This window comes from Streptomyces sp. NPDC006265 (assembly GCF_040613555.1).
Taxonomy (GTDB): domain Bacteria; phylum Actinomycetota; class Actinomycetes; order Streptomycetales; family Streptomycetaceae; genus Streptomyces.
Window position 1 is genome coordinate 1 of the sequence record NZ_JBEXSH010000642.1, and the last position, 5,334, is coordinate 5,334.

Sequence of the window (5,334 nt, forward strand, 5' to 3'; positions counted from 1 at the left end):
TCTGAGGCTGCGGCACCCCGGGGTGGAGGTGACCACCGAGCAGCGGGCCGGGACTCCGGCGGAGGTGCTGCTCGAAGCCGCTCGCGACGCGGAACTGCTGGTGCTGGGCTCGCGTGCCCTGAGCGGCCTCGCGGGCTTCCTGATCGGGTCCGTCGGCCAGTCCGTCCTCGCCCACGCCGAGGCGCCGGTGATCCTCGTCCGGGCGGGCGAACAGGCCGCCGACGAACACCTCATGGGCCCCGCCGGCATCCCGTCCGCCGCCACAGGCTTCCGGCCCGTGGTCGTGGGGCTGGACACCGGCAGCCCCGACGGGACCGTCCTCTCCTTCGCCTTCGAGGAGGCGCGGCGCCGTGGGGCCCCGCTGACCGCCTTGAGGGTCTGGACCCTGCCGTCCTCCTACACCTACAGCCTGGCCGCCGGATTCGACCCGCGCGAGGAACTGGCCCGCGCCCAGGCCGAAGCACTCACTGAGGCACTCCTGCCCTGGCGGGAGAAGTACCCGGACGTCGAGGTGACCGAGACCTGCCGGCTCGGCATTCCCGCCGAACACCTCATCGACGCGGCTCGCGACGCCTCCCTCGTCGTCGTCGGACGCCGCATCCGCCGCAACCCGTTCGGCGTGCACATCGGCGCCGTCGCCCACGCGGTCATGCACCACGCCACCACCCCCGTCGCCGTCGTCGCGCACGACTGACGCGGCCCACCGAAGAGACGCACAGAAGGAGCAGGCGCGGCGAACTCGCCGACCTCCTGCTCGGCTCCGTCACTCTGACCATGGCCACCGCGGCGGACTGTCCGGTCATCGTGATCCGCGTCCTGTCCGCGCCGACTGCGCTGAGGAGGAACAGCATGAGGAACCAGAAGGTCGGCTCCGTGATGACCACCGAGGTGATCCGCGCCGAGTACGGCACCTCCTTCAAGGCCGTCGCCAGGCTGCTCTCGGAACACCGCGTCAGCGGACTGCCCGTGGTGGACGACGACCAGCATGTCATCGGCGTCGTCTCCGAGACGGACCTGATGCTCCACCAGGCCGCGACGCCGCTCGCCTACGAGCCGCCCCCGCGGTTCCGCGTCGCACGGCTGACACCCCGCGCCCGTCGGCGGGCGGCCAAGGCACGGGCGCGCACGGCCGGCCGGCTGATGACCGCTCCCGCCGTCAGCGTGCACGCCGAGGACACCGTCGTTGAGGCCGCCCGCACCATGGTCGGGCACCGCGTGAACCGGCTTCCGGTGCTCGACGAGGACGACCGCCTGGTCGGCATCGTCACCCGCCACGACCTGCTGCAGACTTTCCTGCGCCCCGACGGGGAGATCCGCGAGGAAGTGATGTGCGAGGTGCTGGAACGCGGACTGTGGCTGGTCAATGGCAGCATCGACGTCACCGTCACGGAGGGAGTCGTCACGCTGGAAGGCCAGATGGAGCGAAAGAGCGAGACCGAGATCGCCGTGGCCATGACCCGACGGACCGACGGAGTCGTCGACGTCGTGGACAGGCTCACCCACCGCTTCGACGATTCCGAGTTCCACGACGACAGAGGCGTTCCGGGCGGCGTCGCGGACGACTGGCTGCGGCGTCTGTGAGAGGAGGCGGACCACCATGGAGCAGAGGGTGCTGGTCGCCCACGGGGCGACCAACGGATCGACGGAAGAGATCGCCGAGACCGTGGCGGATGTGCTGCGGACGATGGGGATCACGGCCGAGGTGCCCGCCCGGTCCGTGACGGACCTGAATCCCTACGAGGCCGTGGTGGTCGGCGGCGCCCTGTACGCCGGGCGCTGACACAAGGACGCCAGGCGCTTCGTACGGCGGCACCGCGGAGCACGGGCGCACCGGCCGGCGTGGTTCGTCAGCTCCGGACCGCTCGACTCGACGGCCTCGCGGCGGGACATCCCGCCCATGCCGGGCGTCAAGAGGGCGATGGCCAGGCTGGATGTCCGGCACCATGTCGCCTTCGGCGGTTGCCTCGCCGAAGGCGGCCCGCTTGCTTGCTCCACCGCGGACCGACGAGCCGCCACTTCGCGTCCCACTGAGCCATGCGCCGTCGGGCGAGACGCCGCCGGTGCGAGGGATGCCGTACCGAAAGCGGCGCCGGCAAGGACGGAGACGGTGCCACGACCGGGAAGCACGGACGAGACAAGGGCGTCGACCGGCCCGGTCGGCGGGGTGGCGAGCTTGCCGCGGGCGTCCAGCCAGACCGTGATGTGCCTGCCGGGCGCAAGATGGCCGCTCACCAGCGTCCGGCCCTGCGGCAGGTACCGTCCGAGTACGGCCGGCGGACGGTCGCGGAGGTCCGGTGGGCCGAACCGCCGGCATCGGCGCGCTGAAGGTCGTGCCGGGCGGACCACGGCACAAGGCCGTCGAGACCGGCGCGGCCTGAACGCGGCACCGGTGGACACGTCAGAGGGGCGGGCCCCACCCGCTGTCCGGAGGAGGGCCGTTCCGCGACCGGTCAGGGACTGTCGGCCCTCGCCGCCGGTTGTTTCCCCGCGAAGAATCGGAGTCCGCGCACCGGACGACACATGGGAAGACGACCGGGCTGATGTACCGCAATGACGGATCCGCGAGCTGAACCGGCAGGAGAGCCTGGGCCGGCTGGCCAGCGCGCCCGTGGGCCGCATTGTGCACACCCGCGACGCCCTGCCCGCCGTCCTGCCGGTCAACTTCCTCCTGGAGGAGAGCGGTGCCGAAGCGTTGCCCAAGCTGGTGGGCATCAGGGCGCTCGCCCGGTGCGATCTCCCCACCGTGTCGATCACGCCGGTCACGGTGAGTCTGACGATCAAGGCACAGCCGGCCCGGTGAGGACGACGTAGCGGCCAGGAACGGGGCCCGTCGGCCCGGGGCGAGGGACGACACGGTGACGGTCTTGCCCGGCGTCGTTCAGCCGTGCCCCGCCGAAGGCCGAACCACCTACCCCTCCACTCCAAGACCCTCCGATGGCCCAGGTGCGGTGGTGGTCTGCGGTAGGTGAGGCACATGGTCGACAGGGTGGCCCTTTCCCGAGAACGGAGCGATCCCTTGCAGCGCACCGCACAGGTCTCACCCCAGGCCATGGAGTCGATCTCCACTCCGGAGCGGGTCGAGACCCACCTGGGCACGCTGGAATTCCCGCTGGGTGTGCCCACCGAGGAGACCGCGAACCGGGTCTACGACCATGTAAGTCACGTGCGCGCGGTCAGCGCGTTCCTCGACGCGTATTCCGGCGTCAGCCTGTGGGCGGCCCGCAAGGGATTCCTGGAGGCCGGAATCCAGGACCACGACGTCCTGCTCTTCTCGGAGTTCATGGATCCCAAGACGCTCGTGCTGACCGGGAACGCGGACACCGTCTACTTCCTGACCTTCCTCGACCTGACCGAGGGTCCGCTGGTGGTGGAAGTGCCGCCCCTGGCCCTCTGCTTCCTCAACGACATGTGGTTCCGCTGGGTCGCGGACCCCGGCATGGCCGGTCCGGATCGCGGAGCGGGCGGCAAGTACCTCTTCGTGCCACCCGGTCACGAGGGCCCTCTTCCCGAGGGCGGGTTCTTCACGCTCCGGACCCGCACCACGCGGCTCATCCTGGGCGGTCGGGCCTTCCTGGAGGGCGATGACCCGAAGCCGGCGGTCGAGCGGGTCAAGGAAGGACTGCGCCTCTACCGCTACGTCCCCGGGCTCTACGGGACCAGCATCGGGGAGATCGTCACCGGCGGCACGGCCCCGCCGCTGCCGTGGACCGCTCAGACCTGGACCGCCGCCCTGCACAGGCCCGACCCGCCGCGCTTCGTCGAGGGCTCAGGCCTTCCCATGAACACGGTTCCGCCCGGGGACGCGACGTACTTCGACTTCGCGAGCGAGCTCGTGCACGACCAGCCGGCCGAAGCCCTCGACCCCGAGATCGCCGGTGCTCTGGCCGCGGTCGGCATCGTCAAGGGCAGGCCCTTCGATCCGGACGCGCGGATGCGGGAGATCCTCACCGAGGCAGCCGCGGTCGGCAACGCCACGGCCCGCACCCTCGCCTGCCGTCCGCGTCCGGCCGAGGGGGCGCACTATTACGGTGCCTCCTCCCGGTGGCTCAACGGCCTGCTCGTGTCCGGCCACGAGTTCCTGGCCCCGCCCGCGGACATCACCGACAGGGGCGTCGAGCCCCGCCCGAACGACGGCGCCCGGAAACTCAACCTGCGCTCCTGGTGGTGGTACCTGGGCGTGGGCATCAGCCCGGCGTTCACGGCGCCGCTGCCCGGCGTCGGCTCGCAGTACGTGTTCTCCCTGGCGGATCAGGAGGGCCGGGCTTTCGACGGAGGCAGGTACTACCGACTGGTCCTTCCGCCGGACATCCCTGCCGCGAGGTTCTGGTCGGTCACCGTCTACGACAACCAGACGCGGTCGATGCTCGACACCCCGCAACGGTTCCCCCGGGCCGGCAGCCAGGCCTATCCCACCCCGGCAGCGGTCCCCGACGCGGACGGCACGACCACGGTGCACTTCGGGCCCGACCGGCCCGACGGCGTGCCGGAGGGCAACTGGATCCAGACCACGCCGGGCCGGGGATGGTTCGTGGTCCTGCGGCTCTACAGCCCGCTGCAGCCGTTTTTCGACAAGACCTGGCGGCCGGGCGAGATCGAGGCGGTGGACTGACCTCGCCCGACGGCGCTTCGGAGGTACGACGGTACGGACGGTGAGGTGCATGGGCACGACCCCGCTGGGGAGTTGGAACGACGGTGCCGCGAAACGGGCGATCGTCGACTTCGTGACGTCCGCGGCGGCGGAAGGCTCGCCGGGCTTCGTCGCGCCGATGGACCGGGTCGCCGTGTTCGACAACGACGGAACCCTGTGGGTCGAGAAGCCCGCGCCGGTGCAGATGGCGTTCGTCCTCGGGAAACTGGCCGCGCGGCTGGAGGCGGACCCGTCGCTGGCCCGCGAGCGGCCCTACCGGGCGATCGTCGACCGGGACGCGTCGTACTTCCGCGCGCTGAACGAACAGGACCCCGACGCGGTGGCGTCGATGGTGGAGGCCATCGGTTCGGCCTGGGAAGGCTCCACGCTCGCCCAGTACGAGGCCGAGGCCGCCCGGTACCTGGACTCCTGGCGCCACGAACGCTTCGGCGTGCCGTACTCCGGTCTCGTCTACCAGCCGATGCTGGAGCTGTTCGACTACCTCAGGGCGCACGGCTGGCGGCTGTTCGTCTGCTCGGGCGGCGGGCGCGACTTCATGCGGGTGATCTGCGAGGACACCTGGGGTCTGCCCAGGGAGAACGTCATCGGCTCGGCCCCGGAGTTCGCCTACCGGGACGGCGCGCTGGTCCGCCGGGCGACCCCGCACGGCCCGGTCGCGCTCGGGCCCGGCAAACCGGAGGACGTCC

At 71.3% G+C, this 5,334-nt stretch carries 4 protein-coding genes and 2 pseudogenes; all 6 read left to right on the top strand.

What is annotated here, in order from left to right; all coding sequences use genetic code 11:
• Positions 1 to 694: universal stress protein (locus tag ABZ281_RS36205; RefSeq protein WP_356662301.1), on the top strand; the 694-nt coding region annotated here is incomplete at its 5' end.
• 155 nt (positions 695 to 849) lie between these two features.
• Entirely contained in the window at positions 850 to 1,581 is a 732-nt protein-coding gene (locus ABZ281_RS36210) for a CBS domain-containing protein (RefSeq protein WP_356662302.1), read from the top strand.
• A 16-nt stretch (positions 1,582 to 1,597) separates the two neighbouring features.
• Positions 1,598 to 1,975, top strand: a pseudogene (locus ABZ281_RS36215) (flavodoxin domain-containing protein); the annotation flags it as partial.
• A 565-nt stretch (positions 1,976 to 2,540) separates the two neighbouring features.
• Positions 2,541 to 2,686 (top strand): annotated as a pseudogene (locus ABZ281_RS36220) (pyridoxamine 5'-phosphate oxidase family protein); the annotation flags it as partial.
• A gap of 330 nt (positions 2,687 to 3,016) precedes the next feature.
• Positions 3,017 to 4,609, top strand: coding sequence for a DUF1254 domain-containing protein (locus ABZ281_RS36225; protein WP_356662303.1), 1,593 nt, complete (start codon positions 3,017 to 3,019; stop codon positions 4,607 to 4,609).
• Between the two features lie 49 nt (positions 4,610 to 4,658).
• A partial coding sequence (locus ABZ281_RS36230; protein ID WP_356662304.1) for an HAD family hydrolase occupies positions 4,659 to 5,334 on the top strand: 676 nt, incomplete at its 3' end.

What these genes read in the sequence shown, in the direction of transcription:
- ABZ281_RS36210 (WP_356662302.1), top strand. Translation starts at nt 850, where the DNA reads ATGAGGAACCAGAAGGTCGGCTCCGTGATGACCACCGAGGTGATCCGC.